Annotated in this window: 22 protein-coding genes and 1 pseudogene; 17 read left to right on the top strand and 6 right to left on the bottom strand. The window is 67.2% G+C overall.

All coding sequences use genetic code 11. The features are described 5' to 3' along the window. Positions 1 to 59: 59 nt before the first annotated feature. The 8 genes and pseudogenes from EIK80_RS18350 to EIK80_RS18315 all read left to right on the top strand — a co-directional run bounded on the left by EIK80_RS18350 (position 60) and on the right by EIK80_RS18315 (position 8,188). On the top strand, positions 60 to 362 hold the full coding sequence (locus EIK80_RS18350) for a septum formation initiator family protein (RefSeq protein ID WP_099577786.1): 303 nt from the start codon (positions 60 to 62) through the stop codon (positions 360 to 362). Positions 363 to 528: 166 nt separating this feature from the next. Then, entirely contained in the window at positions 529 to 1,560 is a 1,032-nt protein-coding gene (pdhA, locus tag EIK80_RS18345; RefSeq protein WP_125158460.1) for a pyruvate dehydrogenase (acetyl-transferring) E1 component subunit alpha, read from the top strand. Beyond that, positions 1,557 to 2,918 carry a pyruvate dehydrogenase complex E1 component subunit beta gene (locus EIK80_RS18340; RefSeq protein ID WP_125158459.1) on the top strand — a complete coding sequence of 454 codons (1,362 nt, stop codon included), beginning with the start codon at positions 1,557 to 1,559 and terminating at the stop codon, positions 2,916 to 2,918. The genes pdhA and EIK80_RS18340 overlap by 4 nt, the downstream gene beginning before the upstream one ends. A gap of 406 nt (positions 2,919 to 3,324) precedes the next feature. Next, positions 3,325 to 3,408 (top strand): annotated as a pseudogene (locus tag EIK80_RS26725) (aldehyde-activating protein); the annotation flags it as partial. Positions 3,409 to 3,420: 12 nt separating this feature from the next. Beyond that, on the top strand, positions 3,421 to 4,713 hold the full coding sequence (locus EIK80_RS18330) for a pyruvate dehydrogenase complex dihydrolipoamide acetyltransferase (RefSeq protein WP_125158457.1): 1,293 nt from the start codon (positions 3,421 to 3,423) through the stop codon (positions 4,711 to 4,713). A gap of 24 nt (positions 4,714 to 4,737) precedes the next feature. Next, positions 4,738 to 5,214 (top strand): glutathione peroxidase, encoded by a 477-nt coding sequence (locus EIK80_RS18325; RefSeq protein ID WP_125158456.1) that lies wholly within the window; start codon positions 4,738 to 4,740, stop codon positions 5,212 to 5,214. Between the two features lie 83 nt (positions 5,215 to 5,297). Beyond that, positions 5,298 to 6,698 carry a dihydrolipoyl dehydrogenase gene (gene lpdA / locus EIK80_RS18320; protein ID WP_125158455.1) on the top strand — a complete coding sequence of 467 codons (1,401 nt, stop codon included), beginning with the start codon at positions 5,298 to 5,300 and terminating at the stop codon, positions 6,696 to 6,698. Between the two features lie 20 nt (positions 6,699 to 6,718). Next, complete coding sequence (locus EIK80_RS18315) at positions 6,719 to 8,188, top strand: DUF6880 family protein (protein ID WP_125158454.1); 1,470 nt, start codon at positions 6,719 to 6,721, stop codon at positions 8,186 to 8,188. 13 nt (positions 8,189 to 8,201) lie between these two features. On the opposite strand, the gene EIK80_RS18310 is transcribed toward EIK80_RS18315, so the two are convergent. From EIK80_RS18310 to EIK80_RS18300, 3 genes are all read right to left on the bottom strand, one after another. Continuing rightward, positions 8,202 to 8,597 (bottom strand): DoxX family protein, encoded by a 396-nt coding sequence (locus EIK80_RS18310; RefSeq protein ID WP_125158453.1) that lies wholly within the window; start codon positions 8,595 to 8,597, stop codon positions 8,202 to 8,204. 113 nt (positions 8,598 to 8,710) lie between these two features. Next, positions 8,711 to 10,264 (bottom strand): AMP-binding protein, encoded by a 1,554-nt coding sequence (locus tag EIK80_RS18305; protein WP_125158452.1) that lies wholly within the window; start codon positions 10,262 to 10,264, stop codon positions 8,711 to 8,713. An 89-nt stretch (positions 10,265 to 10,353) separates the two neighbouring features. Continuing rightward, positions 10,354 to 11,409 (bottom strand): alpha/beta fold hydrolase, encoded by a 1,056-nt coding sequence (locus EIK80_RS18300; RefSeq protein ID WP_125158451.1) that lies wholly within the window; start codon positions 11,407 to 11,409, stop codon positions 10,354 to 10,356. A gap of 82 nt (positions 11,410 to 11,491) precedes the next feature. Between EIK80_RS18300 and lipA the strand changes: the two genes are divergently transcribed. Together lipA and EIK80_RS18290 are read left to right on the top strand one after the other, a co-directional pair. Next, positions 11,492 to 12,469, top strand: coding sequence for a lipoyl synthase (gene lipA / locus EIK80_RS18295; protein WP_233586882.1), 978 nt, complete (start codon positions 11,492 to 11,494; stop codon positions 12,467 to 12,469). 6 nt (positions 12,470 to 12,475) lie between these two features. Further along, a complete protein-coding gene (locus EIK80_RS18290; protein WP_125158449.1) occupies positions 12,476 to 12,928 on the top strand; it encodes a type II toxin-antitoxin system RatA family toxin in 453 nt (150 codons plus the stop codon). A gap of 11 nt (positions 12,929 to 12,939) precedes the next feature. On the opposite strand, the gene EIK80_RS18285 is transcribed toward EIK80_RS18290, so the two are convergent. Genes EIK80_RS18285 through EIK80_RS18275 form a run of 3 tightly spaced genes read right to left on the bottom strand, consistent with a single transcriptional unit; the run spans position 12,940 to position 15,733 of the window. Next, on the bottom strand, positions 12,940 to 14,055 hold the full coding sequence (locus tag EIK80_RS18285) for an FUSC family protein (protein WP_125158448.1): 1,116 nt from the start codon (positions 14,053 to 14,055) through the stop codon (positions 12,940 to 12,942). Then, positions 14,056 to 14,547, bottom strand: a complete 492-nt coding sequence (locus EIK80_RS18280; RefSeq protein ID WP_125158447.1) for a CinA family protein — start codon at positions 14,545 to 14,547, stop codon at positions 14,056 to 14,058. Positions 14,548 to 14,584: 37 nt separating this feature from the next. Further along, positions 14,585 to 15,733, bottom strand: coding sequence for a bifunctional 2-C-methyl-D-erythritol 4-phosphate cytidylyltransferase/2-C-methyl-D-erythritol 2,4-cyclodiphosphate synthase (locus tag EIK80_RS18275; RefSeq protein ID WP_125158446.1), 1,149 nt, complete (start codon positions 15,731 to 15,733; stop codon positions 14,585 to 14,587). Positions 15,734 to 15,831: 98 nt separating this feature from the next. On the opposite strand from EIK80_RS18275, the gene dusB reads away from it, so the two are divergent. The 7 genes from dusB to hfq all read left to right on the top strand — a co-directional run bounded on the left by dusB (position 15,832) and on the right by hfq (position 24,427). Further along, the gene (dusB, locus tag EIK80_RS18270; RefSeq protein WP_125158445.1) at positions 15,832 to 16,839 is read left to right on the top strand and encodes a tRNA dihydrouridine synthase DusB; all 1,008 of its coding nucleotides are present in this window, start codon (positions 15,832 to 15,834) and stop codon (positions 16,837 to 16,839) included. Next, positions 16,836 to 17,966 carry a nitrogen regulation protein NR(II) gene (locus EIK80_RS18265; RefSeq protein WP_125158444.1) on the top strand — a complete coding sequence of 377 codons (1,131 nt, stop codon included), beginning with the start codon at positions 16,836 to 16,838 and terminating at the stop codon, positions 17,964 to 17,966. The genes dusB and EIK80_RS18265 overlap by 4 nt, the downstream gene beginning before the upstream one ends. A 2-nt stretch (positions 17,967 to 17,968) precedes the next feature. Then, positions 17,969 to 19,390, top strand: coding sequence for a sigma 54-interacting transcriptional regulator (locus EIK80_RS18260; RefSeq protein ID WP_125158443.1), 1,422 nt, complete (start codon positions 17,969 to 17,971; stop codon positions 19,388 to 19,390). A gap of 124 nt (positions 19,391 to 19,514) precedes the next feature. Then, positions 19,515 to 21,773, top strand: a complete 2,259-nt coding sequence (locus tag EIK80_RS18255; protein WP_125158442.1) for a PAS domain-containing sensor histidine kinase — start codon at positions 19,515 to 19,517, stop codon at positions 21,771 to 21,773. Then, positions 21,770 to 23,158, top strand: a complete 1,389-nt coding sequence (gene ntrX / locus EIK80_RS18250; RefSeq protein WP_125158441.1) for a nitrogen assimilation response regulator NtrX — start codon at positions 21,770 to 21,772, stop codon at positions 23,156 to 23,158. The genes EIK80_RS18255 and ntrX overlap by 4 nt, the downstream gene beginning before the upstream one ends. Next, on the top strand, positions 23,159 to 24,022 hold the full coding sequence (locus tag EIK80_RS18245) for a D-amino-acid transaminase (RefSeq protein ID WP_125158440.1): 864 nt from the start codon (positions 23,159 to 23,161) through the stop codon (positions 24,020 to 24,022). It begins immediately after the preceding gene. 156 nt (positions 24,023 to 24,178) lie between these two features. Continuing rightward, a complete protein-coding gene (gene hfq, locus EIK80_RS18240) occupies positions 24,179 to 24,427 on the top strand; it encodes an RNA chaperone Hfq (protein ID WP_013079113.1) in 249 nt (82 codons plus the stop codon). Positions 24,428 to 24,433: the final 6 nt, after the last annotated feature.

Raw genomic sequence — 24,433 nt, 5'->3', positions numbered from 1 at the left:
GATTTAGAAGGCGTTAAGCACGGTCGGCGATCCTACGAATCCCTCTCTGGGGCCTTGAGATGTTCGCCCGACTGCAACCCTTCCTGCCGACCGCGGCGATCTTTTTCCTGATTTTCTACTTCGCCTTTCACGCTCTGACAGGTGATCGAGGCCTGCTGTCTATCTCGCAGCGCAACGCGGACCTCGCAGCAAAAACAAAGGAACTCAGGAAGATACGCGCGGAGAGGATGGACCTTGAGGCCCGTGCTCGTCTATTACGCAACGGCAGTCTGTCGGCTGATCTCCTGGAGGAGCGCGCGCGCTCCCTTCTAGGATATGCCGACCCGAGGGACTATGTGATCCGCGTCAAGCGTCCGAGCTGACGGGTCGCCTATTCTGGAATTGGCTGCTGGTCGGTTCGCGGATCACCTCGATCCCGGATTGATCTTGGCGAGAGACCAGGGCGTTTCCTACGCGGAACCGACGATTTTTCGGCGGGTGGCGCCCTCAGGACGAAGGCCGCGATGAAGATTGGCCAGGGAGATTTGAATGGCGCGTACGCGCAAGGCTGAGGCCTCGGCGGGGAAGGCGGTAGACACCGGTGTCAACGCTTTCGTCGGGAAAGACGAACTCCTGAAATTCTATCAGGACATGCTGCTGATCCGCCGCTTCGAGGAGCGCGCCGGCCAGTTGTACGGCATGGGCCTGATCGGCGGCTTCTGCCACCTCTACATCGGTCAGGAAGCCATCGCGGTCGGCATGCAGTCGATTTCGCAGGAGGGCGACCAGATCATCACGGGCTACCGTGACCACGGCCACATGCTGGCCGCCGGCATGGATCCCCGCGAGGTCATGGCCGAACTGACCGGCCGCGCCGGTGGCTCGTCCAAGGGCAAGGGCGGGTCGATGCACATGTTCGATATCGCAGCGGGCTTCTACGGCGGCCACGGCATCGTCGGCGCCCAGGTGGCGCTCGGCACCGGTCTGGCGCTGGCCAATCACTACAAGGGCAACGGCAAGGTCTCGTACGCCTATATGGGCGACGGCGCGGCCAACCAGGGCCAGGTTTACGAGAGCTTCAACATGGCCCAGCTGTGGAAGCTGCCGGTCGTGTACGTGATCGAGAACAACCAGTACGCCATGGGCACCAGCGTCGAGCGCGCCGCCTCGGAAACCGCGTTCCACAAGCGCGGCACGTCGTTCCGCATTCCGGGCGAGGAAGTCGATGGCATGGACGTTGTCGCCGTCCGCGAGGCCGGCGCCCGCGCCACCGAGCACGCCCGCAGCGGCCAGGGTCCCTACATCCTTGAGATGAAGACCTATCGCTATCGTGGTCACTCGATGTCGGACCCGGCCAAGTACCGCACCAAGGAAGAGGTCGACGAGGTCAAGACGACCCGCGACCCGATCGACCACATCAAGGAACGCCTGGCCGCGGCTGGCGTCACCGAGGACGACCTGAAGGGCGTCGACGCGGACGTGAAGCGCATTGTCGCCGAGGCCGCCGAGTTCGCTCGCACGAGCCCCGAGCCTGATCCCTCGGAACTGTATACCGACGTCTACCTGGAGGCCGCCGAGTGACGGACATCCTGATGCCCGCGCTTTCCCCCACGATGGAGGAAGGCACCCTGGCCAAGTGGCTCGTCAAGGAAGGCGACACCATCAAGGCCGGTGACGTGATCGCCGAGATCGAGACCGACAAGGCGACGATGGAAGTCGAAGCCGTCGACGAAGGCGTGGTGGAAGCCATCCTGGTTCCGGCCGGCAGCGAGAACGTCAAGGTCAACACCCTGATCGCGCGCCTGAAGGGCGAGGGCGAAGCCGCGGCTCCGGCCGCTCCGGTCCCGGCTCCCGCCGCTGAAGCCGCTCCGGCTCCCGTGGCGGCGGCCCCGGCTGCCGGCGGTCCGATCTCGGCCGCCTCGACCTTCGCCGACCCGGAAATCCCGGCCGGCACGCCGATGAAGAAGATCACGGTCCGCGACGCCCTGCGCGACGCCATGGCCGAAGAGATGCGCAAGGACGACCGCGTCTTCCTGATGGGCGAGGAAGTCGCCCAGTACCAGGGCGCGTACAAGGTCAGCCGCGAACTGCTGCAGGAGTTCGGCGACAAGCGCGTCATCGACACCCCGATCACCGAGCACGGCTTCGCCGGCATGGGCGTCGGCGCGGCGATGGCCGGGCTGAAGCCGATCGTCGAGTTCATGACCTGGAACTTCGCCATGCAGGCGATCGACCACATCATCAACTCGGCCGCCAAGACGCTCTACATGTCGGGCGGCCAGATCAAGTCGTCGATCGTGTTCCGCGGCCCCAACGGCGCGGCCTCGCGCGTCGGCGCCCAGCACAGCCAGGACTACGCCGCCTGGTACGGCAACGTCCCGGGCCTGAAGGTCATCGCTCCTTACGACGCCGCCGACGCCAAGGGGCTGCTGAAGGCCGCGATCCGCGATCCGAATCCGGTCGTCTTCCTCGAACACGAGATGATGTACGGCCACGAGTTCGACATTCCGGACGTCGAGGACTGGGTCGTGCCGATCGGCAAGGCCAAGGTCCGTCGCGAAGGCTCGGACGTGACGCTGGTGGCCTACAGCCGCATGGTCGGCTTCGCGCTTAAGGCGGCCGAGGAGCTGGAGAAGGAAGGCATTTCGGCCGAGGTCGTCGACCTGCGCACGATCCGCCCGATGGACCACGCCACCGTCCTGGAAAGCGTCAAGAAGACCAACCGTCTGGTCACGGTCGAGGAAGGTTGGGGCCCGATGGGCGTCGGCGCCGAGATCGTCGCCCGCATCACGGAGTTCGGCTTCGACTACCTGGACGCCCCGCCGCTACGGGTTCACCAGGAAGACGTGCCGCTCCCGTACGCGGCCAATCTGGAAGCCCTGTCGCTGCCTTCGGTCGACAAGATCGTCAAGGCGGCCAAGGCGGTCAGCTACAAGTGATCCCGATGCCCGCTCACTCTGGCTTCAGCGCGTGTGAGCGGGCGAGGGCGCTCTGATGACGGTCCTGAACGGCTCCTGCCATTGCGGCGCGGTGCATGTGCAGCTCGAACCGGGCAAGCCCCTGGACGAGCTGCCGGTCCGCGCCTGCCAATGCGGCTTCTGCCGTCGACAGGGCGCGCGGACGACCAGCTCTCCGGACAGCCGGCTGCACATCACGGCCGCGCCCGGATCGCTGCATCGCTACCGGTTCGGCCGCCGCGCCGTGGACTTCCTGATCTGCCGCGAGTGCGCTTGCTATATCGCGGCGATGATCGAAGACGACGGCCGGGCCTATGCGACGCTGAACGTCGTGGGCGCCGACCTTCCGGGCTTCGAGGATCGAACGCCCGAACGGCTGGACAGCCACGACGAAACGGACGAACAACGCCTTGCCCGTCGCAAGGCCAAATGGACGCCGACCACCTTGGTCGAAGCCGTCCCGAACGCTTGAGGAAGAAGCTCAATGTCGATCGACATCCTGATGCCCGCCCTGTCGCCCACCATGGAGGAGGGAACCCTCGCCAAGTGGCACGTCAAGGTCGGCGACACCGTCAAGGCCGGCGATGTGATCGCCGAGATCGAGACCGACAAGGCGACGATGGAAGTCGAAGCCGTCGACGAAGGCGTCGTCGAGGCGATCCTGGTCCCTGCTGGCGCCGAGAACGTCAAGGTCAACGCCCTGATCGCCAAGCTGGCGGGCGAGGGCGACAGCCCCGCGCCGGCTCCGAAGGCCGAAGCGCCGAAGGCCGCCGCCGTGGCTCCAGCCGCCGCTCCGACTCCCGTTGCTACAGCTCCTGCCGCTCCCGCGCCGGCCGCTCCGGTCGCCGCTGACGGCTCGCGTGTCTTCGCCTCGCCGCTGGCCCGCCGTCTGGCTTCGGCGGCTGGCCTCGACCTGAAGAGCATCAAGGGCACCGGTCCGCACGGCCGCGTGGTCAAGACTGACGTCGAAGCCGCCAAGTCGGGCGCTGCTCCTGCCGTCAAGGCTGCGCCGGCTTTGGCGCCCGCCGCCGCTCCGGCCGCCGAGCCGCGCAAGGTCCAGTCGCTGGAGCAAATGGGCATCCCCGCCGGCTCCTACGACCTAATCCCGCTGGACGGCATGCGCAAGACGATCGCGCGCCGCCTGACCGACAGCTTCCGCGACGTGCCGCACTTCCCGCTGACGATCGATCTGGAGATCGACGCCCTGCTGGCCGCGCGCGCCAAGATCAATCACCTGCTGGAAGGTCAGGGCGTGAAGGTGTCGGTCAACGACATCATCATCAAGGCCGTGGCCGTGGCCCTGAAGCGCGTTCCGGAGGCCAACGCCTCCTACACGCCGGAAGGTATCGCCATGCACAAGCACGCCGACATCGCCGTGGCCGTGGCCATCGACGGCGGCCTGATCACGCCGATCGTCCGCGCCGCCGAGACCAAGGGCCTGGCCCAGATCTCGGCGGAGGTGAAGGATCTGGCCGCTCGCGCCAAGTCCAAGAAGCTGAAGCCCGAGGAATTCCAGGGCGGCACCTTCTCGGTCAGCAATCTCGGCATGTTCGGCATCAAGGCGTTCGCCTCGATCATCAACGAGCCGCAGGGCGCGATCATGAGCGTCGGAGCCGGCGAGCAGCGTCCGGTGGTCAAGGATGGCCAACTGGCCGTGGCGACCGTGATGACCGTGACCCTGACCTGCGATCACCGCGTGGTCGACGGAGCCATCGGCGCCAAGTTCCTGGCGGCCTTCAAGCCGCTGATCGAAGAGCCGCTGACCCTGATCGTTTGATCCGGTTCAGGGCTGGAGGCGAACATGTCGGTCTACGACTATTCGGCCAAGACGCTGGACGGCCAGGACGTGAGCCTGGCCGACTATCGCGGCCAGGTGCTGCTGATCGTGAACACCGCCAGCAAGTGCGGGTTCACGCCTCAGTACGAAGGTCTCGAGGCGCTCTACAAGAGCCACAAGGATCGCGGCTTCACGATTCTGGCCTTCCCCTGCAACCAGTTCGGCGCTCAGGAGCCGGGAAACGCCGAGGAGATCGCGAACTTCTGTTCGCTGACCTACGATGTGACTTTCCCCGTGATGAGCAAGATCGACGTCAACGGCGCCGACGCCCATCCGCTCTATCGCTTCCTCAAGAAGGAACAGAAGGGCCTCTTGGGCACCGAGGCGATCAAATGGAACTTCACCAAGTTCCTGATCGGCAAGGACGGCGAGGTCGTCGAACGGTTCGCGCCCACGGTTAAACCCGAAGACCTCAAGGTCGCGGTCGAGGCGCTGCTTTAGTTTCTCCCGGATCGGCCCGCGGGCCGATCGATCTAGGCCGTCCGGCTTCCCACGGACGACGTCCAAGCTAGGGTTAGATGAACATGTCCACGGAATTCGATGTCGTCGTCATCGGCGCCGGTCCTGGCGGCTATGTGGCCGCGATCCGCGCCAGCCAGCTGGGCCTGAAGACGGCCATCGTCGAGCGCGAGAACCTGGGCGGCATCTGCCTGAACTGGGGCTGCATTCCCACCAAGGCCTTGCTGAAGTCGGGTGAGATCTATGAGCAGCTGTCGCACCTGAGCGACTACGGCTTGGCGGTCGAAAAGCCGTCGTTCGATTTCCCCAAGATCGTCGAGCGCTCGCGCGGGATCGCCAAGCAGATGTCGTCGGGCATCGCCTTCCTGATGAAGAAGCACAAGATCGAGGTCATCGAGGGCGAGGCCAAGCTGGAGAAGGGCGATCCGGCTCCCAAGCTCGTCATCGCCCTGAAGGCCGGCGGTAGCCGGACGGTCCAGGCCAAGAACGTCATCCTGGCCAGCGGCGCCCGCGCCCGTGAGATTCCGGCCATCGGCGCGGTTTCGGACGGCGACAAGATCTGGACCTACCGCGACGCCCTGGCGCCCAAGACCATGCCCAAGTCGCTGGTCGTGATCGGCTCGGGCGCCATCGGCATCGAGTTCGCCAGCTTCTATCGCGCCCTCGGCGCCGAGGTGACCGTCGTCGAGGCCCTGGACCGCATCATGCCGGTCGAGGACGCCGAGGTCTCCAAGGCCGCCCAGAAGGCCTTCGAGAAGCGCGGCATCACGTTCCGCGTCGGCGCCAAGGTCAGCAAGGTCGAGAAGACCAAGGACGGCGTCTCTGTCACGGTCGACGTCGGCGGTAAGATCGAGCAACTGACCGCCGAGAAGTGCATCGTCGCCGTCGGTATCGCCCCCAATAGCGAAGGCCTGGACGTCGTCGGCCTGAATCTGGATCGCGGCCACGCCGTCACCGACAAGCATGGCAAGACCAACGTCCCGGGCCTCTACGCCATCGGCGACATCGCCGGCGCGCCCTGGCTCGCGCACAAGGCCAGCCACGAGGGCATCCACGCCGCGGAGGCCATCGCCGGCTACAAGACCCCCAACGTCCACTCGCCGATCCCCGGCTGCACCTACGCCAACCCGCAGGTCGCCTCGGTCGGCTACACCGAGGCCGGCGCCAAGGCGGCGGGCATCGAGGTCAAGGCGGGCCGCTTCCCCTTCCGCGTCAACGGCAAGGCCGTGGCCGCCGGCGAGACCGAAGGTTTCGTGAAGACCGTGTTCGACGCCAAGACCGGCGCGCTGATCGGCGCCCACATGATCGGCCACGAAGTCACGGAAATGATCCAGGGCTTCGTCACGGCCATCACTCTGGAAGCCACCGAGGAAGACCTGCACGGCATCGTCTATGCCCACCCGACCATGTCGGAAGCCATGCACGAGGCCGCGCTGGACGCCTACGGCCGAGTCCTGCACATCTAGGCCTCGTTCGAGGACACTGGATGGCGCGCAAGGCCGCGACGACGACGGCGGAAAAGGTCAAGCCTGCCAAGGCTCGGAAAGGGTCGAAGACGACTCTTTCCGAGGCCAATCTGGTGGACCTGGGTCCAGAGCGTCTGGCCGCCATTCTGCTCGACCTCTCCATCGACAGCCACGTCAAGCGCGTGTTGCGGCTGGAGCTGTTCGCCGAGGCGAGCAGGGAGGGCTTGGCGCTGGAAATCTCCAAGCGCCTGGCGACGATCGGCAAATCCCAGGCGCGGATTCACTGGCGCAAGCGCGTGGCCTTCGCCCGTGATCTGGATTTGCATCGCAAGATGATTGAGCGGTTGGCCGAGGAAGACGCCACGGCCGCGCTCGGCCTGATGCTTGACCTGTTGGACATGGCCACGCCGACCCTGAACCGCCTGAGCCAAACAGAGGGGCCGATTGGCGACGTTTTCCTGGCCGCTCGCGACGGCGTCGGCGCGATCGCCGCCCAGGCCCTGCCGGATCCTGTCGCCCTGGCCGACCGGATCGCCACGCTGCTGCGCCGCGACGACTATGCCCAGTTCGGCCCGTTGGTGAACGCACTGGCGCCTGCTCTGGGCGGGAAGGGGCAGACCCACCTCCGCGAAACGCTGGAGAAACTGCTGGCCGCGCGCGCGACGCGTCCGCCCAGTGGTTTCGACGCCAAGAGCGCGATCTACAAGGACGCCCTACGCCGTCTGGCCGACGCCAGCGGGGATGTCGACGCCTTCGAGGCGACCTTCGCGCCGGAGCTGCGCCGCACGCCGCTGGTCTCGGCCGAGATCGCGCGCCGCCTGCTCGAGGCTGGTCGCGCCGAGGACGCTCTGGCGACCCTGCACGCCGGCGCACCCGGTGAGCAGCGCGGCCGCCACCAGAGTTCTCTGGAAGAACGCGCTGCGTGGGAAGAGGCCATGCTGGACGCGCTTGAGGCCACCGGTCACCACGAGGAGGCCCAGAAACGCCGCTGGGCGGAATTCGAGCGCACGCTGTCGATTCCGCGCCTGCGGGCCTATCTGAAGGGGCTGCCGGACTTCGATGACGTCGAGGCGGAGGATCAGGCCAAGGCTGTCGCCAAGCGCTTCCCGCAGTTCGACAGGGCGCTGGCGTTCCTGGTTTCGTGGCCCGATCTGATGGCCGCCTCCCGCCTCGTACTGGCCCGCGCTGGCGAGATCAACGGCGCCGACGACACCCTGATGGCCGAGGCCGCGCGCCGCCTGGAAGGCGCCTATCCCATGGCCGCGACGCTGCTACTACGCGCCTCGATCCAGTACGTGCTGACCTACGGCGTCGCCACCCGCTACGCCGAGGCCGCGCGCCAGCTTCTGGAAGCGGAGTCGCTGTCGGCCATGATCGGCGACTTTGGAGAATACCCCGATCACCAGGCCTTCGTGGCCGACCTTCGCATCATGCACGGCCGCAAGCAGGGCTTCCGCGCCGAGCTTGAGGCCCTGGGAAGCGCGTTCTAGCGAGACGGCCTTTCTAGGGGCGCTTGCGTACCTGAGCGTCCAGGCTCCACTCTCCGGGTCCCTGGAACGCCAGGTACAGGAACAGGAAGCAGAACAGGATGGCGGCGTCACCGCCATTCAGCGCCGGCCAGAAGCCCTGGCTGCCGTGGGCCAGGAAATAGGCCACGGCCATCTGACCCGACAGGATGAAGGCGACCGGGCGCGTGAACAGGCCCAACACCAGCAGGCCTCCGCCGACAATTTCGAGCCACGCGGCGGCGATCAGGAGCGGCGGCAGCGGATCGGGCGCGCCGGGCTGAGGAGCGGGGAAGTGGAAGAGCTTCATCAGGCCGTGCTCCATGAAGAGCAGGGCGGCGACGATCCGAAGCAGGCTGAGCACACGCGGCGCCCAGACGGCGAGACGTTCCATTGTTCTTTCCCTCCTTGATGCGAACGCGATTTGAGCCCGACGACCGATGCTTACTCAAAGACTGAAGACAGGAATACTCCGGCGAAGCTTGTCCACTTCGCCGGGCCAAGTCCTTACGCGGCGCGTGCGTCGGTCTCGGCCATCCGCTGGATGGCGACATAGTCGGTCTTGCCGCTGCCGAGCACCGGCACTTCCTGCACCTTGAGGATCTTGCGCGGCACGGCCAGTTCGGGCGCGCCGATGGTCTGAGCGTGCGCGACCAGCGGACCCACATCGGCGTCGGGACGGTCGGTGATCAGCACCAGCTTCTCGCCCTTCTTCTTGTCGGGCATCGAGATCACGGCGTGACGTCCGTCAGGCCACACGGCCGAGGCCAGATCCTCGGCTGCGGTCAGGGAGACCATCTCGCCGCCGATCTTGGCGAAGCGCTTCACGCGGCCCTTGATGGTGATCCACAGATCGTCGGTGACCGTGACGACATCGCCCGTATCGTGCCAGCCGCCCTCCGGGGCGTCGACGCCGCCGTCCTCGCGAAGATAGCCCGCCATGATGTTCGGGCCGCGCACCAGCAGTTTGCCGCCTTCGGGGATGCCTTCGACGGGCTCGATCTTCCATTCCTGACCGGGAAGCAGGCCGCCGACCGTTCCCCGGCGGTTGTCGTCGGGCTTGTTGACCGCGATCACGGGCGAGGCCTCGGTCGCGCCATAGCCTTCCAGCACCGGCACGCCGCCGAACTTGTCCGCGATCAGGTTGTGCGTCTCTTCGCGGACCTTTTCGGCGCCGCAGACGATGAACTTCAGCCCCGACAGTTCGTCGCTCTCGGCTGAGCGGGCGTATTGATTGACGAAGGTGTCCGTCGCCAGCAGCACCGACGCGCCGGCGTCCTTGAGCAGTGGCGGAATCTGCTTGGTGTGCAGGGGAGAGGGGTACTGGAACGCCTTCATGCCGGTCAGCAACGGCAGGATCACCCCGCCAGTCAGGCCAAAACAATGGAATACCGGCAGCGGATTGAAGAACACCCAGTCTGGGTCCAACGCGATATGGGCGGCGATCTGCCGAGCGTTCGACACGAGGTTGGCCTGGGTGAGCACCACGCCGCGCGGCGCGCCGAAGCTGCCCGAGGTGAAGAGCACCACGCCCCTGTCTGACGGCTTGGCCGGGGCGCGAAAATGCCGCGGGAAGAGGCCGGCTGCGGCGGCGAACAGCTTGTCGCCCAGCCCGATCGTGCCGCGCACGTCTTCCAGATAGGTGACCTCGGCATGTTCGCTGATCGCGTCGACGATGTCGTGCAGCTTGCCCAGTTCGATGAACTTGTGAGCGGTCAGCACGCGCTTGATCTTGGCCAGCTTGCAGGCGGCCTTGATGTTCCGCAGGCCCGCCGTGAAGTTCAGCATGGTCGGCACGCGACCGAACGCGTGCAGGGCGAAGAAGGTCACCACCGAACCCGAACCCGACGGCAATAGAATACCGACGTTCTCGCCCGGCGTCGTCATCGCCGCGATCTTGCGGCCCAACGCGAAGCTGGCGCGGATCAGATCGGTATAGCTGAGCGGATTGCGATCCTGGTCCTCCAGGATCGGCTTCTTGGCGCCGTACTTGTCGCGGGCGTCAATAAGGGCGTCGAAGATGGCCTTTTGACCAGCTTGCGCATCGTAAGCGACCGGCATCCCGGCGAAACCTCCCCGAAGAGCGAAAGCGCGCTCTCGTTCTTTAAACGCGGAGTCTGCCGGGGAAGGTCCAGTTTTGCAAGAAAGAGTCACAAACCGTGAGGGTCACCCCTGCGCGGCGGGGCCTTGGCGGCTGTCCGGGTTCGAATGAAATCGACTATGGCGGTCAGCCAGGCCTGGCGAACGGCGTCCGATTCCATGTGCAGGTCGTGTCCCGCCACGGGGTAGCGGGTCTCGTGACAGGCGACCATCGCCGCGCAAAGCCGGGTCTGGGGCGTGGCGGAAACCGCCTCGTCGCGGCCAGCGGTCAGCATCAGCGTCGGGACGCTCGTCCCGCGGATGCCCCGCGCGGCGGCCTCGGACGCGTCGAAGAAAGCCGCGAACCAACCCAGGCTGCGACCGCCCATGCGAAGATCGGGATTGGCCAGCATCCAGGCCGCCTGCACCTTGCCGCGAACCGGGTCGTGGGTCAGGGCGTCGCTCGGCGCGTCCCGTCGCCAGCCGGGCTGGTCCGGGGTCTTGATCCAGCCGAGACGCAGGAACCGCATCGCGGGCGTGAACTTGGCGAAATCCGAACGCGACAGGGGTAGGGCGGCCAGGCCGAAGGCGGGGGAAGACAGCACAAGGCCGTCCATGGCCAGACCTTGCTGGGCGGCGCGCAGGGCCACCAGGCCGCCTTCGGAATGCCCCACAACCACTAGCGGTATGTCAGGGCCAGGCCGGATCACGCCCTTCACAAGGGCGCGTACGGCGGCGACGTCCGGATCCAAACTGTCGACATGGCCGAGGTCGCGCCAGGGTGTCTCGCGCTCGGATCCGCCTTGCCCCTGACGTTCCAGCACCCACACCGAAAAGCCTTGTGTCGTCAGGTCCGTGACAGTCTCGAACCACTTTTCGGCGCTTTCGCCGTAGCCGGTCAGGATCAGGATCGTCGCCCTAGGCGCGACGGGCGGCGCGGCGACGCCGTAGCGCTGGATCAGGCCCTCGCCGCTGCGGACGTAACCCCAGGCCCAGCCTTGTGGCGGATAGAAGCGCGCGCTCAGCGACGGCGGCGTCCGGCTTTCGGCGAACGGCGTCCGCGAGCCGCCGTCGCCGCAGGCGGAAACGGCTAAGGCCAGGGTGACGGCGATGAGGCGACGACGCATACGCCCCAGTCATTTCGCGCATCGTCGACTTAAGCAAGATCGAGCGCTTGATCCGCGAGCCAAGAAGACCGATTTAGGCGCCATGGCTACGGTGATCGACACCCTCAAGGCTCGCGGCCCGGATGACCGGGCGGCGCGCCATCCCGAAAAGCAGAACCGCCCGGACACGCCGGTGCTCCGCAAGCCCGAGTGGCTGCGGGTCCGCGCGCCCGGCACGGGTCAGTACAACGAGACCAAGGGCATCGTGCGCGAGCACAAGCTGACCACGGTCTGCGAGGAAGCGGCCTGTCCGAACATCGGCGAGTGCTGGAGCCAGAAGCACGCGACCATGATGATCATGGGCGAGATCTGCACCCGCGCCTGCGCCTTCTGCAACGTCACCACCGGCCTGCCGACGCAGCTGGATCCCGACGAGCCGCGCCGCGTCGCCGAGGCCGTCGCCAAGATGGGTCTCAAGCACGTAGTCATCACCTCGGTGGACCGCGACGACCTGCTGGACGGCGGCGCCCGCCATTTCGCGGAAGTGGTCACCGCCATCCGCGCCGCGGCGCCGAGCACCACCATCGAGATCCTGACACCGGACTTCCTGCGCAAGGACAACGCCGAGAACGTGGTGATCGACTCCAAGCCGGACGTCTTCAACCACAACCTCGAGACCGTGCCGCGGCTGTATCTCAAGATCCGTCCCGGCGCCCGCTACTACAACTCCCTGCGCCTGCTTGACCGCGTGAAGCAGCGCGATCCCTCCCAATTCACCAAGTCCGGCCTGATGGTCGGCCTGGGCGAAACCAAGGAGGAGGTCATGCAGGTGATGGACGACATGCGCTCGGCCGGCGTCGACTTCATCACCATCGGCCAGTACCTGCAGCCGACCCGCAAGCACGCGGCCATCGATCGGTTCGTGACGCCGGAAGAGTTCAAGGCCTATGAGGCGATCGCCCGGGCCAAGGGCTTCCTGATGGTGTCGTCCAGTCCTCTGACCCGCTCATCGCACCACGCGGGCGAGGACTTCGCCAAGCTGCAGGCCGCCCGCCGGGCTCTCGACGCGCGCACGGCGTAAAAAGCCGTGCATCGACACGTGGTCACGCGCGTGCTGCCGTACGCGCCGGAGCAGCTTTTCGACTTGGTCGGGGATGTCGAGGCCTATCCCAAGTTCGTGCCTTGGATCACCGGCATGCGCACCTGGAACGCCCGGGTCGACGGCGCCGTCAGCACGGTCGACGCCGAGGCCCAGGTCGGCTTTTCGTTCCTGCGCGAGAAGTTCGCCACGCGCGTCCGTCGCGATCGCGATGCGCTGAGCATCGATGTCAGCCTGCTCTACGGCCCCTTCAAGCGCCTGGCCAATGGCTGGCGCTTCGCGCCCGAGGGCGACGCGACCCGCGTCGAGTTCGTGATCGACTTCGCCTTCAAGGCGGCGCTGCTGGACGCCATGCTGGCCGCCAATATCGACAAGGCCGCCAACAAGTTGATCGCCTGTTTCGAGGATCGAGCCCGGCAGGTTTACGGCGAGAAAGCCTAGTCGTTCTAGGCCTAATCCTTCTTGGCCACGGCTTCCTCGATACGCTCATCGAAGTCGCCGAGATTGCCGAACAGGTTCTCGATCGCGAAGACCAGACCGAACACTCGCGCGGCGTCGTCGAACTCCAGCCCCCGGGTAAGGCCCTTCTCCCGCAAACCCTCGACGCAGGCCTGGAAGGTCTGGTGGGCTTCGGCGAAGGCCACGCGGTCCGGACGCGCGCCGCCGGCCAGCAGGTCGGCTGCGCCACGGAGGAACTTGGCGCCGGCCTCCAGCATGTCGGCGGCGGCCGGCGCCAGGATCTCCGCCGGCAGAGGCTCGCGCAGAGTACGGCCGACCATCACCGTGTCGTTGCGCAGCCGCCAGAGGGTTCGGGGCAGGGCGTCGGACACCGATCGCTCGCTGAGCTTGCTGGCGTTCTCGCGATCGGCCTCGGTCATCGACGTCTGCAGCTTGGCCAAGGCCGCGCGCAGATCGTCCTGGGCCTTGAGGGAGTCGGTCGGACCCGGCGCGCCACGCAGCATGAGAACATAGCTGTCGAGGATGTGGGCCTGCAGGCCTGCGATCTTCTGGATGCTGGTCACCACCGAGGCGTGGGCGCGGGCCGGGAAGATCAGCAGGGTGGCGGCGACACCGACGAGGCTGCCGACCGTGATCTCGGCGACCCGCAGGCTTGCTGCGATCAGCGGGTCCATATGGGTCGTCTGGCCGATCAGCATGATCACGGCGGTGACGGGCGCGACCTTCAGAGCCGGCCGCACCGAAACCACGAACGACAGCAGCGCCACCGTAACGCAAAGGATCACGCCACCGAACTCCGGCCACTTGGCATGGAAATAGGCCGCCACGGCGCCGGCCAGGGCGCCGACGACCGTGCCCATGAAGCGCTCCATGGAAGCGGTGATGGTCGCGCCCAGGCTGGACTGCACCACGATGACGGCGGTGAACACCGCCCAATAGCCTTGTGGCAGGCGCAGCAGAGTGGCCAGGGCGAAGGCCGCGCCGACGGCCGCCGAGACGCGGATGGCGTGGCGGATTTCGGTCTTACGGGCCGCAGCAGCCTTCAACGCCTTTTGCGAGAAGCCGACGCCCGTGAAGCGCCGCCAGTCGCTGGGGGCGGTCTCGGGCACCTAGGCCACCGCCTCGCGAAGCATCTCGAGCGCCGTCCGCACCGCCGCCAACTGCACGGCTTCTCGGGTCTCGCCGGCGAAGCGCTCGTGCCGATGGACGACCGAGCGGTTGGCGCGGGCGACCGCGAAATGAACGGTGCCGACCGGCTTCATGGGCGTGCCGCCGCCGGGCCCGGCGACGCCGGTGATGGCCACGGCGACATGGCCATTGCTCTCGCGCAGCGCGCCTTCCGCCATCATCCGCGCCACCGGCTCGGACACCGCGCCGTGGTCGGCGATCAGGTCGCCCGGCACGCCCAGCATCTCGGACTTGGCGCGGTTGGTGTAGGTCACGAACCCCCGCTCGAAAACGTCGGACGCGCCGGAGATCGAGCAGATCGCGCCAGACACCAGGCCGCCCGTGCAGCTTTCGGCCGCCACCAGACGCAGCGACTTGCTGCGCGCCTCGTCAATCAGCAGCCGGGCCAGGGTCTCGATTTCCAGCGGGAACATGGGCGTCTCCGGATTCGCGGGCCTTAGCTTAGACCTTTCAGGCCGGCGTCTCGACCGCCACGACGGCGGAAGCGGCGAGACCTTCGCCCCGACCCGTGAAGCCCATCTTTTCGGTCGTGGTCGCCTTGACGCTGACCCGTTCGAGCGGGAGGTCGAGGATCTCGGCCAGCTTTTGGCGCATGGCCAGCCGGTGCGGTTTGATCTTGGGCCGTTCACAGATCAGGGTCACGTCGACATTGACGATGGCGCCGCCCTTGGCCGCCACCAGTTCGGCGGCGTGCCTGAGAAACTGGTCCGAGGCCGCGCCCTTCCACTTCGGGTCGGTCGGCGGGAAGTGGTCGCCGATGTCGCCTTCGCCGATCGCGCCCAGGATGGCGTCGGTCAGCGCATGCAGGCCGGCGTCGGCGTCTGAATGTCCGATCAAGGTCTCGTCGTGCTTGATGGCCACGCCGCATAGCCAGACCTCCTCGCCCGGCCCCCAGCGATGGGCGTCGAAGCCCTGGCCGACTCGAGTGATGCGCGCGGCGCCGGCGAGCCGTTCGGCCATGGCGAAGTCCTCGGGGTAGGTGAGTTTCATAAGGAGCGGGTCGCCCGGCGCGATGGCCACGCGGCCACCCGCGGCTTCCACCACCTGGGCGTCGTCAGTCGGCTCGCCCTCCACCCAGGCGGCGTAGGCGGCGAGCAGGGTGTCGCGGCGCGCGGCCTGCGGTGTCTGGGCGCGCCAGAGGTGTTCACGCGAAGTCGTTGTCGGGTCTCGACCGGGCTCGGCGCGTTTCAGCGTGTCGGCGACGGGCAAGGCTGGGAGGACGGCGTCGGCGCTCTCTAGCGCTGTCAGCACGCCGTCGATGATCGCGCGGGTCAGCAAGGGGCGGGCGGCGTCGTGGATCAGGACCGGCTCATTCCCGGGACGGTTGGCCAGAGCGGCCAGGCCGGACTGCACCGACAACGCCCGGGTTACGCCTCCAGGCGCCGCGCGCCAGCCCGAAAGACCCTCCAGCGCATCAGCCAGCGCCTTTTCGCCATCTTGCGTTGTCACGATGACGATGTCAGACGCACCAGCCGCGAGGAAGGCCTCGACCGACCAGCGCAGAACCGCTTTACCCGCCACGGAACGCCACTGCTTGGCCTGGCCAGGACCGGCTCGGCTTCCCGAACCAGCGGCGACGATCACGGCGGAAAAGGTCATGGCGGCTGTTTAGTCCGGCCGCCGCCGATGTCCAGTTGATTGGGCTTTACTGCGCTGCACAATGTGCCTAAAAAGAATGCTGTGGGGATGATCATAAAATGAGCAACACGCTCGAGGTCGGCGGGGTCGAAGTTCCCGGTCGGGTGTGGATCGCGCCCATGACCGGGGTGTCGGACCTGCCCTTTAGAGAAACGGCCACGGCGCTCGGCGCGCCTTATGTGGCGACGGAGATGGTGGCCAGCGCGGAGCTCGCGCGGGGGCGGCCGGATGTCGTGCGCCGCGCGGCGGTCGGCGACGGCTTGCCGCTGACCGTGATCCAACTGGTCGGCCGCGACATCGCCTTCATGGCCCAGGGCGCCCGCATGGCTCAGGAAGCCGGAGCCGAGATCATCGATCTGAACTTCGGCTGCCCGGCCAAGGAGGTCACCAAGGGTGTCGCTTGCGGATCGGCTCTGATGCGCGAGCCCGACCTTGCCGAAGCGCTCGTCGACGCCGCCGTCAAGGCCGTCGACGTTCCCGTGACAGTGAAGATGCGCCTGGGCTGGGACGTCGATTGCCTCAATGCTCCTGATATCGCCCGCCGAGCCGAGGCCGCCGGGGCCAAGGCGATCACGGTGCACGGCCGCACCCGCAACCAATTCTACAAGGGCGTCGCCGACTGGACCGCTGTCGCCGCAGTCAAGAGGGCCGTCTCGGTGCCGGTGCTGGTCAATGGCGACATCGTCGACGGCGACAGCGCCCGCATGGCGCTCGAACAATCTGGCGCCGATGGCGTGATGATCGGCCGGGGCGTCTATGGCCGCCCTTGGATCGCCGGCGTGATCGAGGCCGCGCTCGAAGGCCGCGGCTTCGCCGAGCCCGAAGCCGAAGAGCGACTGGCCATCGCGCTTACCCATTTCCGACGCAGCCTGACGTTTTACGGCGAGAATCTGGGGCTGAAGATGTTTCGCAAGCACCTGGCCTCGTACATCGAAGCCGCGCCCTGGCCGGAGACGGCCGAGGCGCGTCGAGCCGCTCGCGCGACCCTGTGCCGCCTGGAGGACCCCGCCGCCGTTGAGGTCGCCTTGCGCGACCTCTGGCTGGCGGGCGGGAGATTAGCCGCATGACCGACCATGCCCGCGTATTGGGTGGCCTCACGCCCGAGGCCCTGAAGGCCGCCGCCTTCGATCTCAGCCCCGAGCCTGCCCTGGTAGTGGACCGCGATGGTGGGCTCGTGGCGGTCAACGAGGCCGCCGAGGCGCTGTTCGGCCACGGCTTGTCGCTGCTGGCCCGCGGCCGCTTCCGCGCCGCCCTGCCGCCGGGTTCGGTGCTGGTCTCGCTGTTGGACCGCGCGATCTTCGAAGGCGCGTTGGTTCGCGAGCACGGCGTCGAGGTCAACCTGTTCGGTCAGCCGCCGTTCGAGGCCGACGGCGCCGCCGTCCCGCTGGGCGACGGTTCGGTGCTGCTGACCCTGCACGTCAAGGGCGTCCTGGGTGTCGACAAGGCCGCCGACGCGGCGGGCCTGCGCTCGGTCGTGGGTCTCGGCAAGATGCTGGCGCACGAGATCAAGAACCCGCTGGCCGGCATTCGCGGCGCGGCCCAGCTGCTGAAGACCGGCGCCAGCGCCGTCGACCAGCCGCTGGCCCAGCTGATCGTCGATGAGACCGATCGCATCCGCCGCCTGGTCGACCGCATGGAGGCTTTCTCCGATGCGGCGCCGACGCCGCGCGAGCCAGTCAACATCCACCAGGTGCTGGACCGCGTCCGGGCCCTGGTCGCCAACGGCGTAGCCGACGGTCTGACGCTGAAGGAAAGCTACGATCCGTCGCTGCCGCCCGTGTGGGGCGACGAGGATCACCTGATCCAGGTCTTCCTGAATCTGACCAAGAACGCGGCCGAGGCCGCCCATATGCGGGGTGACGATCGCGGCCAGATCTCGATCCACACCGCCTGGCGCCCTGGCGTCCGCGTGCGCGGCGCCGACGGCAAGACCGCCAGCGGCGCGCCGATCGAAGTCAAGGTGATCGACAACGGCCCCGGCGTGCCGTCCAGCCTGCGCGATCATCTGTTCCAACCCTTCGTGACCACCAAGGCCAATGGCACGGGCCTGGGCCTGGCCCTGGTCACCAAGCTCGTCACCGCCCACGGCGGTCTGATCGATTTCGAGTCCGAGCCCGGCCGCACCGTCTTCCGCGTGCTGCTGCCCGTCGCCCCGGAAAACTCGAACACTGAAACCGCCTTCGGAGACGCCTGAGCATGAACGCCGCGAGCAAGAAGATTCTGATCGCCGACGACGACAGCTCGGTGCGTCTGGTGCTCAGCCAGGCCTTCACCCGTCTCGGCTATCAGGTCCGCGCCACCGGCAACGCCACCACTCTGCTCAAGTGGGTCACGGACGGGGAGGGCGACCTGGTCGTCACCGATGTGATGATGCCGGACGAGAATGTGTTCGACGTGCTGCCGCGCATCCGCAAGGAGCGACCCAAGCTCCCGATCATCGTGATGAGCGCGCAAAACACCCTGCTGACGGCGGTCAACGCCGCCGACGCGGGAGCGTTCGAATACGTCTCCAAGCCCTTCGATCTCGACGACGTCACCGCCGCGGCGCGCCGGGCCCTGTCGCGGCCGGCCGACGCCGAGGCTTCAAAGGCCCAGGCCCGGGCCATGCGCGATGAGCGCCTGCCGCTGATCGGCCGCTCGGCGCCGATGCAGGAGGTCTATCGCACCATCGCCCGGCTGGTCGGCGCCGACCTGACGGTCCTGATCCTGGGCGAAAGCGGCACCGGCAAGGAGCTGGTCGCCCGGGCCCTGCACGAGCTGGGTCGCCGCCGCGACGGCAAGTTCGTGGTCATCAATCTGGCCGCGGTGCCGCGCGAGCGGGTCGAAACCGAGTTGTTCGGACGCGGCGAAGGCGACAACGGCCGGCTGATCGAGGCCGACGGCGGCACCCTGTTCCTGGACGAGATCGGCGACATGCCGCTGGACGCCCAAACCCGCCTGCTGCGCGTGATCGACGGCACCGAGCCTGTGATCAATCCCAAGACCGGCCGTCGCCCCAACGTGCGGATCATAGCCGCCACGAACCGGGACCTGCGCGGCCTGATCCAACAGGGGCTGTTCCGCGAGGACCTGTTCTTCCGCCTGAATGTCGCGCCGGTGCGTCTGCCGCCGCTGCGCGATCGCGCCGAGGACATCCCGGACCTGGCGCGCACCTTCCTGCTACGCGCAGCCCGTGAAGGCCTGCCGGCCAAGACGATCGACCAAAGCGCTCTCGACCGCCTGAAGACCCATCCCTGGCCGGGCAATGTCCGTGAGCTCGAGAACCTGATGCGCCGGATGTGCGCCCTCTATGCTGAGGAGCTGATCACCGCCCGCATCGTCGACCGCGAGTTGCAGGATCACACCCCGGCCGTCCGCTCGGAGGAGGGGCCGCTCACCCTGTCCATGCTGGTCGAGCGCCATCTGGCTTCGCACTTCGCCGATCAGCCCGACGGCGTACCGCCCCCCGGCCTGTACGACCGCATCCTGGAGGAGGTGGAGCGTCCGCTGATCCAGCTGACCCTTTCGGCGACGCGGGGCAATCAGGTCCGGGCCGCCGAAATCCTCGGCCTGAACCGCAACACCCTGCGCAAGAAGATTCAGGACCTGGGCGTGGAGATGACGCGCGGTCGCCGGTAGGGTCTGCTTGAGCAGGCCCTAGTCTCGAAAACGAGCGGAGCGCGCACAGCGCGCTCTGTGGCGCTGAAGCTTTCTCAGCACATAGCTGTTGAATTTAGGACACACGCTCCTAAACTCCGTGGCGATGTCTTCAGTGGCTTACGCGACGGGATCGGAAGCCCCGCCGACCCGGTTCAGCCGGGCCTGGTGGCGAGAGCTCCTGCGGTCGCGGTACCTGACCGGCGGGGCCTACGCGCTGGCGGTGATCCTGACCGTCGCCAGCGTCGCCCTGGCTTCGTCGCCGCCCAAGACCGATTCGATCAGCACCGCCTCGACGGTCATCCTGGTCGTGCTGGGCTTCAACCTGGTGCTGATCCTGGGCGTGGCCACTGTGGTGGGCCTGCGCCTCTACGACCTGATCGACGCCCGCGCCAGCGACGCCGGCGCCCGCCTGCACCTGCGCTTCGTTGGCCTGTTCTCGCTGGCGGCGGTGGCCCCGGCGGTGATCGTGGCGCTGTTCTTCGGGGTGCTGGTCAACCGCGGCGTGGACGGCTGGTTCAGCCAACGGGTCCAGACCGTGGTCGGCAACTCGGCCAAGGTCGCGATCTCGTATGTCGAGCAGCAGAAGAACTATATCTCCGAGCACATCGGCCCCATGGCGGCCAATCTGAACGAAGCCGCGCCGGCCCTGGCCCATTCGCCGGTCGCGTTCGGGCACTTCCTGGCGGACGAGACCAGGAACAACGGCTTCGCCGCCGCTTACATCCTCGACCGTGACGGCCGCGTCCTGGCTCGGGCCGAACTGCGCGACGCACCGCCGTTCCTGGCACCGCCGCCGTCCAGCTATCAGGCCACGGACAGCGGCGAGGTCACCGCCCAGCGCTTCGTCTCGACCGATCTCTTCCGAGCGCTTTACAAGCTCAACGGCTTCCAAGACGCCTATCTCTATGTCGTCCGGCCGATCGAAAAGGGCATCCTGACCCACCTGATCGAGACTCAGGACGCCCTGGTCTCGTACCGTGACGCCGAACGCAGCCGCGGCCGGATCCAGGCGATCTTCGGCCTCAGTTATCTGGAGACGGCGCTGCTGGTCCTGGTGGCGGCCATCTGGGTGGGGATCGCCGCCGCCAACTCGATCGCCGGCCCGGTGGCGGGCCTGGTCGAGGCGGCGGGCCGTGTCTCCGGCGGCGACCTCGACGCCCGGGTGGAAGCCGACACCGGCCCCGAGGAGATCCGGGCGCTGTCCAACGCCTTCAACATGATGACCAGCGAACTGCAGCTGCAGCAGGCCGCGCTGAAGGCCGCCAGCCTCGACGCCGAGAGCCGCCGTCTGTTCATCGAAACGGTGCTGTCGGGCGTCAGCGCCGGCGTCATCAGCCTGGACGAGCACGGCAAGGTCTCGGCGGTGAACCGTCGCGCCGTGACCCTACTGGGCCTGCCGGAGGGCGCCCTTGGAACCGACCTCATCCAGCTAGCGCCCGAGTTCGAGACCGTGATGGAGGCGCTGCAGGAGAGCCGCCCGGACACCGACGTCGAGGTCGACATTCAGCGCGAGGGCGAGACTCGCCGACTGCGAGTGCGCGCCGCCGGCCACGTGGCCGAAGGCCTCGTTCTGACGTTCGACGACATCACCCGCCTGATGGCCGCCCAGCGCAACGCCGCGTGGAAGGATGTCGCGCGCCGCATCGCCCACGAGATCAAGAACCCGCTCACCCCGATCCAGCTGTCGGCCGAGCGCCTGAGGCGCAAGTATCGCAAGGAAATCGCCAGCGACCTTGAGACCTTCGATCGCTGCACAGAGACGATCATTCGCCAGGTCGGCGATATCGGCCGGATGGTCGACGAGTTCTCCGCCTTCGCCCGTATGCCGGCTCCGCGCTTCGAGCCGGCCAACTTGACCGAGATGCTGCGTCAGGCGGTCTTCGCTCAGCGGTTCCAGGACGCCGAGATCGAGGTCAAGCTGCGGGAACCGGGCGGCGAGGACGTCTGGATCACCTGCGACGAACGGATGATCGGTCAGGTTCTGACCAATATCCTGAAGAACGCCGGCGAGGCGGTCGGCGCGCGCCGACTGACCGATCCCGACCTGAAGGGCCGTATCACCGCGATCCTCAGTTCGGACGCCGACGAACTGTGCGTGACGATCGAGGACAACGGCGTCGGCCTGCCCGCCAAGGACCGCGATCGCCTCACCGAGCCCTATGTGACCACCCGCGAGAAGGGGACAGGCCTGGGCCTGGCCATCGTCAAGCGGATCATGGAGGACCACGGCGGCGGCCTGGCCCTGACCGACGCCCGCGAGCTTCCCGGAGCCCGCGTGATCCTGAAATTCCCGACGACTGTACGACTGCACGCCACGGTCCCCAACTATGCGGACCAGAGTGGCGCCGAGGAGATGATATGAGCGCCGACGTTCTTGTGGTCGATGATGAAGCCGATATCCGCGAGCTGGTGGCCGGCATCCTTGAGGATGAGGGCTACGCGGTGCGTACGGCCGCCGATTCCGATCAGGCCCTCGCCGCGATCCGGGCCCGCAAGCCGGCCCTGCTGGTCCTGGACATCTGGATGCAGGGCGGCGGCATGGACGGTCTGGAATTGCTGGACATGGTCAAGGGGTTGGACGCTGACCTGCCGGTGATCATGATCTCGGGTCACGGCAATATCGAGACCGCGGTCAGCGCCATCAAGCGCGGCGCCTACGAATTTCTGGAAAAGCCGTTCAAGTCCGACCGGCTTCTGATGATCGTCGAGCGGGCGCTGGAGGCGGCGGGCCTGCGCCGCGAGAACCGCCGGCTGCGGACCCAGACCCTGACGCCGGATGGCCTGATCGGCAAGTCGGCGCCGGCTCAGGCCCTGCGCCAGCTGATTCTCAAGGTCGCGCCGGCCAATAGCCGCATCCTGGTCTCCGGTCCGCCCGGGTCCGGCAAGGAGCTGGTGGCCCGTCTGATCCACGGCGCCAGCGCCCGGGCCAAGCAGGAGTTCGTCGCCGTCAGCGCCGCGGGCATGGCCCCCGAGCGGCTGGACGTCGAACTGTTCGGCGAGGAAGGCGAGGGCGGTCGTCCGCGCAAGATCGGCGTGTTCGAACGCGCCCATGGCGGCACGCTCTATCTCGACGAAGTCGCCGACATGCCGCGCGAGACTCAGGGCCGCATCCTGCGGGTGCTGGTGGAGCAGCGCTTCCGGCGGGTTGGCGGCGACAATGATGTCCAGGTCGACGTGCGGGTGATCTCGTCCAGCTCGCGGGATCTGCGCGACGAGATCACCAGCGGTCGCTTCCGCGAGGATCTGTTCCACCGCCTGAACGTGGTGCCGGTGCGCGTGCCGGGCCTGGCCGAGCGCCGTGAGGACATTCCCGAGCTGATCGCCTATTTCGTCGACAAGATCAGCGAGGCCACCGGCCTGGCGCGCCGTCGCCTGGGCGAAGACGCCCTGGCCACGCTGCAAGTGCAGACCTGGCCCGGCAATGTCCGCCAGTTGCGCAACAACGTCGAGCGCATGCTGATCCTGGCTTCGGGCGAACCAGGCGAGGTGATCACCGCCGAGATGCTGGCGGGCGCCGACCAGCCCAGCGCCGGCAACGCCGGGGCGATCGGTGCCGAGCGGATCATCGCCCTGCCGCTGCGCGAGGCCCGCGAGCTGTTCGAGCGCGAGTACCTGAACGCCCAGATCCTGCGGTTCGGCGGCAACATCTCGCGCACCGCCAATTTCATCGGCATGGAGCGCTCGGCGCTGCACAGGAAGCTCAAGTCCCTGGGCGTGGCCGGGGCCCGGGCGGAAGAGGAAGAGTAGATGTCGCGTTTCGCCTATGTGAACGGCCGCTTCGTGCGTCACGGCGAGGCCGTCGTGCCGATCGAGGATCGCGGCTATCAGCTGGCTGACGGCGTCTACGAAGTCTGGGCCGTGTTCGACGGCAAGCTGGCCGACGCCGAGGGGCACTTCGCCCGCCTATGGCGCAGTCTCGACGCGCTGCGCATCGCCCACCCCATGAGCCAGGCGTCACTGACCATGGTCCTGCGCGAGGCGGTGCGCCGTAACAAGGTCAAGGAGGGGCTCTGCTATCTGCAGATCACCCGCGGCGTCGCCAAGCGCGACCATGCCTTCCCGAATCCGGCCGTCCCGCCGGCGATCGTCGTCACCGCCAAGTCGCTGGATCGCTCGGCTGCCGAGGCCAAGGCCGCCAAGGGCGCTTCGGTGATCTCGGTCCCCGAGAACCGTTGGGGCCGCTGCGACATCAAGTCGATCGGCCTGCTGCCCAATGTCCTGGCCAAGCAGGCGGCGCGTGAGCGCGGCGCGCTCGAGGCGTGGTTCGTCGACGACATGGGTCTGGTGACCGAGGGCGCGTCGTCCAACGCCTGGATCATCGACGCCGAGGGCGCCCTGCGCACCCGCGACACCAACGCCAACATCCTGCGCGGCGTCACCCGCTCGACCCTGCTGGAGGTGATCCGCGAAACCGGCCTGCCGTTCAGCGAGAAGCCGTTCACCATCGCCGAGGCGCAAGCCGCCAAGGAGGCGTTCATCACGGGCGCTGGCTCCCTGGTCACGCCGATCACCCAGATCGACGGAGTCAAGCTGGGCGACGGTCAGCCGGGGCCTGTGGCGATCGGCCTGCGGCGTTCCTATATGGAGCGAGCGCGCCTCAAAGCCGTCTGAGATCGGAGCAATATTCGGTCCAAACGTTTTGAGGGCGAACGGCCTCGCGGAAATTTTCGCTGCGCGCTTGTCGCTTTCAGTGAAAAATCCTCTAGCATGGCCTTGTTTGTGTGGGGGGCGTGTTGCCCTCCGAAAACAACGAGAGGGGAACCCCCGATGTCTGCCGAGAAGAAGCAAAACCTTCAGGACACCTTCCTGAACAGCGTGCGCAAGTCGAAGACGCCGCTCACCATTTTCCTCGTCAACGGCGTGAAGCTGCAGGGCGTGGTCAGCTGGTTCGACAATTTCTGCGTCCTGCTGCGTCGCGACGGCCAGTCGCAACTGGTCTACAAGCACGCCATTTCCACCATCATGCCGGCTCAGCCTGTTCAGCTCTACGAGCCCAGCGCCGACTCCGACGACTGAATTTAG

The organism is Caulobacter sp. 602-1 (assembly GCF_003931565.1).
In the GTDB taxonomy this organism is placed as follows: domain Bacteria; phylum Pseudomonadota; class Alphaproteobacteria; order Caulobacterales; family Caulobacteraceae; genus Caulobacter.
Note: the sequence above shows the minus strand (reverse complement) of the source record. Positions and strands in the feature narration are given on the sequence as shown.